The 4387-nt window shown below is 39.2% G+C and carries 4 protein-coding genes; all 4 read right to left on the bottom strand.

Annotated elements, in window-relative coordinates; all coding sequences use genetic code 11:
* Positions 1-219, bottom strand: a 219-nt coding sequence (locus tag B092_RS0112265; protein ID WP_280513166.1) for a DUF1153 domain-containing protein, incomplete at its 3' end; no start/stop codon positions are given.
* A 116-nt stretch (positions 220-335) separates the two neighbouring features.
* Positions 336-1661, bottom strand: coding sequence for a DNA-processing protein DprA (locus B092_RS0112275; protein WP_018575527.1), 1326 nt, complete (start codon positions 1659-1661; stop codon positions 336-338).
* A 2-nt stretch (positions 1662-1663) separates the two neighbouring features.
* Positions 1664-3772: a RecQ family ATP-dependent DNA helicase gene (locus tag B092_RS0112280; protein ID WP_018575528.1), complete on the bottom strand. Its 2109-nt coding sequence runs from the start codon at positions 3770-3772 to the stop codon at positions 1664-1666.
* Positions 3773-3814: 42 nt separating this feature from the next.
* Positions 3815-4162: a DUF5655 domain-containing protein gene (locus B092_RS14470; protein WP_018575529.1), complete on the bottom strand. Its 348-nt coding sequence runs from the start codon at positions 4160-4162 to the stop codon at positions 3815-3817.
* Positions 4163-4387 lie beyond the last annotated feature (225 nt).

The following is a 4387-nucleotide window of genomic DNA, read 5'->3' on the forward strand; positions in this document are numbered from 1 at the left end:
ATATTGCTCTCGAATATCGTGAGGTTTTGCTCGTAGGGCATTCTCCATGCCCCCAATGGCCTCCTCAATCCATCCTTCAATCTCGGAAGGGGATAAATCATAGGCCCGACTTGCTTCCGAAACGGTGGTTTTACCTTTAAAAACATCTAACACTAACGCACTTTTACGCTTGGCTGTCCAACGACGATTCTCTGACTTCATCTCTGTACTCATGGTCAAATTTTCTCCATAATATCAAATTAAGACCTGAGCAGGTTTTTACTGGGTCATTACAACGATACGATGATTTTCATTAAAAAAAGCTTGTTCTAAACCTTTTTTTAATTGTGCTAAATTCATAGTAAATTACTCTCTATGTCCTCTTGATTGTTATTACTTTTCTCATCACTTAGCCATGCATAGCGTAATTTACGCCCATCTCTTCGAACATAACCCTCAGCTTCTAACTCTTTAAGCCATTTTTTTATTTGTGTTTCTTGCAACTCTGGATAAATATATTTAATGCTACCCAAAGCAAAAAACGTTTCTTGTTCTTCTGATAATTGCTTTAAAGTGTCTTTAAATAATTTAAATATTTCACCATATTGCGGTGTAGCAACATCGAGTGATTCATCAATCGACTCAGCCTCCTTAGTGTAATCACTATCGTTTATCATTTGATTTAAGCCTTCGGCAAATAAATCCGGTTGTAAATTTGTGGCACCTGTGGTGTAAGATACTGAATTTTCTCGACTCTGGCCCCCTTTTTCCAAAAACTCTGAATAAGGAACTTTGCTCTCACCTAACGGAATACCGCCCTCTTGAATCAATGCTTGATTCCCTTCTTGCGTACAATTCCTAACTAACAAGGGCACCCAAGCTTTTTTTAAATTTTCTATGGCACCTCCCCAAGTCCCTCCCTTATTTTTATCACTTTTAACGACGACCACTGCTTGCGACATTGTATAAATATACTTATTTCGCGCCATCGCACTGCGGACACTAAAGCCAGCTTCTGGATAAAAGGGGCTGACCAATGCCAAGCTTTGATCTCGCAGATAACGTGAAAGCTCGCGACGATTTGAATTTACAAGAACGCCATCAGATAGTATGCCTACACTTTGGCCACCATACTCGAGCGCTGCTCGCATTGATGTTTGATCAATTCCCTTTGCACCACCTGAAATTACTGTATAACCCTCATCGACAGCTTGTTGTACTTTTTTAACTGTGAATAATCTATCATCCTCACTGATAGAACGAGAACCAACGAAACCAATCCCAACTTGATTCAAAAGCTGTTTGTTGCCCAGACCATATAAAATCGGTGGATGCTGATCACTCAATTGTTTTTTTATAGAACGGGGGTAAAACTCACTGGCTCTTGAAATAACCCAAATACCTTGTTGATCCCATTTCTCAATAGCAAACCCCATACTACCTCCGCGCCCTAACAATTGCTGAAGGCGTTCAGTAGTGATTTTTCCCTTGGGGTCAGTCCACTTATCTAAAATTACGTTGTCTTTACGAAGCAGATCGGCTGGTGTGTAATTATTTTCGTGCAACCACTTTGCAAATCGTAAGTACTCCGCACCAGTTAACGGTTTAAAAATTTTAACTTCGGTCTTATTGAAATAAGAACAAAGTAGCAAGGTTGCTTGCATAATTTCATCATATTGCATATTTATTCACCTTGATTCTGTTTGGATGTACTAGTTAATGCAATGGGATAAACAGCAACAGCACCTGCTCTTCGTAACAAGGCAGCTGCTACTGTGAAGGTCCAACCAGAATCGACGGCATCATCTAAAAGTAACACTGGACTTCTGAATCCTTGCTTACCATCTATGGTAAAAACTCCATCAAGGTTACTGCTCTGTCTAAAACTATTTTGCATCGTTTTCTGGGGAGGCCGCTGCTCCACCATGACTAATGCCTCTCTGCAGGGAATTCCTAATTTTTCAGCCAAACGATAGGCAAAACTTTTAACCAGTTCAGGATTACGCAGTGAGGGTATATAGGTTAGCCATTGCGGTTTTTCATCAAACTCCATTGATTTAACCATAGTAACCATAGGCTCTAACAAATCATCACTAAAATGTCCTACCCCTTTGTCATGAGCAACCAAATCTCCCCAAGCACCATCTCGCCAACTAGATAATGCCAAACCTTCAGCAGCCTGCAAAGCTAAATCTTTAATAGGAAATCCATAATGAGGGAATGCATTTTTAGCCATAGCCCCAGATATGGCAAATTTTTTTCTTGGGCTGATTTTAATGTAACGATACTTTGAAAACTCCAGTGCTTCTTTAACCACATCCTCACTGACTTCAGTCAATAACTGACGATTAGGGGTACAATTCATGCAGGTTCCACAATCCTCAGTCAAAGGATCGTCTAAAGCAAAAGTAAGCTCTTTCATCAAACAATTAGTGGCGTTATGATAAGCCCTTAATTGATTCCATTCCCTTTTTCTAATGGCTGTAATATGTTCAATATGCTCTGTAGGTAAACTATAGTTTTGTTCATTCCTGAAATATTTCTTAGTTCTACTGTCTTTATAAATTGGAGAAGGATTCTCTACTGTCAAAAACTTTAGAACAGCTCGAATTCTGCTCACACTCAAGTTGATTAGTCTTTCTATCTCATAGTCTTTTACGCCATCAGACTGTTCCAATGCAGTTAAGACTTGCTCTATTTCTTCTTCACTAGGAAAGGCGTTATTAATAAAATAATCCTGTATCTTCTCAGACTCAGGACCATCCATCAAAATACCATAGGCATGTTCAATAGCACGTCCGGCACGACCCACTTGTTGATAATACTCCACAATACTGCCTGGTAATTGGAAGTGAATGACAAAACCTAAATCCGGTTTATCAAATCCCATACCTAAGGCAGAAGTTGCTACTAATACTTTTAATTTATTAGACAACAAAGCATCTTCAAGTCTAATGCGAAGCTCATTATAGGAATTGCCATTATAAAAACTGGCATGTATGCCTTTATATCTGAGCCACTCCGCTAAAAGCTCACCATCCCTAATGGTTTTTACATAAACAATACCGGTTCCCTCAAGCTGAGGAATATACTCAGCAAGCCATGCCATTCGTGCAGCTCGTCCAGCTGACGGCATATTTTGTAAATAAAGAGACTGTCGTTTCAGATCACCTCGGATAACCTGCAAATCATCACCTAATTGCCGATTGATATCAGTAATTACCCGAGTAGTGGCAGTAGCTGTTGTCGCCAAAATAGGAATATTAGCAGGCATACGATTTAATAAGCGAACAATCCGGCGATAATCCGGTCGAAAATCATGCCCCCAATCAGAAATACAATGCGCCTCATCGACTACAAATAAACCAATATTAGAAAGAATATGGTTCAGTACATTTTCTACTAGCTCATCATTTGCTAGTTTCTCTGGTGAAATAATAAGGGCATCAATTTCCCGACTCAAAATTAGTTGTTTGGCTTCATCATTTTCTTGTTCTGATTGTGCAGAGTTAATGGAGACTACACTTAAACCTAGCTCACCCGCACGCTCTACCTGGTTACGCATTAAAGCAATAAGCGGTGAAATAATAATCGTAGGACCTTTACCTTGCAGACGCAATAATTTGGTTGCAATAAAATAGACCGCACTTTTCCCCCAGCCAGTTTTTTGAACAACCAATAGCTTTGATTGCTCTTCGACCAATTGCAGAATTGCTTCAAACTGCCCTTCGTGAAACTCAGCAGCATGATTAGCAGTCATTTCTCGTAATAAGGTCAAGGCATTATCTTTCATACACATTAACTCTCTTAATATTCACAACTATTAAACACCGCTTTATGAATTTTTTCTAAATTCGAATGCCTTTCTAAATAGCTGTATCAGTAATTCTTGATTTTTATTTAGATCATCTGCAGTTAAACGAATACGGCTACGACGCCATCTTGCATCATATTCCATGATGTCAACTTCTGAGTCTTCACCTAAAACCTCTTTAATGATGTTCTTAATTTCCTCTTCTGGGATTTTTAGTTCAAGTATCATTACACTCCGGCGCGGACGCATTAGTACAAAATTATATGCTCTACCATTCAACCAAAAACCAATGTAATGTTTGTTGTAACTGAGTTGTAGTGCAGGATCTATGCTTTGTGCTAACTCAGCTAATTTATCAACAAGATTCATTATTTCTTTTGTGCTTTTTTGTATTTCCCAAAAAGATCTATCAGTCGGTTCAGCCAGTTCTTCATCTTCATCTACTAGCCCTAAGCGAACTACATCTATGAACCGCCCCGGGATTGTCGGAGACTCATTTTTCTGAGAGAATACGACAATGAAAACACGAAACTATACCCCTGAAATGAAAGAGCGAGCCGTCCGTATGCTAATTGAAGCTAAAGACGACTACCC

The sequence above is a fragment of the Oligella ureolytica DSM 18253 genome (assembly GCF_000373745.1).
GTDB classification, from domain to species: Bacteria; Pseudomonadota; Gammaproteobacteria; order Burkholderiales; family Burkholderiaceae_B; genus Oligella; species Oligella ureolytica.

Bases quoted from the DNA above. Each gene is read 5' to 3' on its own strand.
- B092_RS14470 (WP_018575529.1), bottom strand. From the start codon at position 4,162: ATGAATCTTGTTGATAAATTAGCTGAGTTAGCACAAAGCATAGATCCT.
- B092_RS0112280 (WP_018575528.1), bottom strand. From the start codon at position 3,772: ATGAAAGATAATGCCTTGACCTTATTACGAGAAATGACTGCTAATCAT.
- B092_RS0112275 (WP_018575527.1), bottom strand. From the start codon at position 1,661: ATGCAATATGATGAAATTATGCAAGCAACCTTGCTACTTTGTTCTTAT.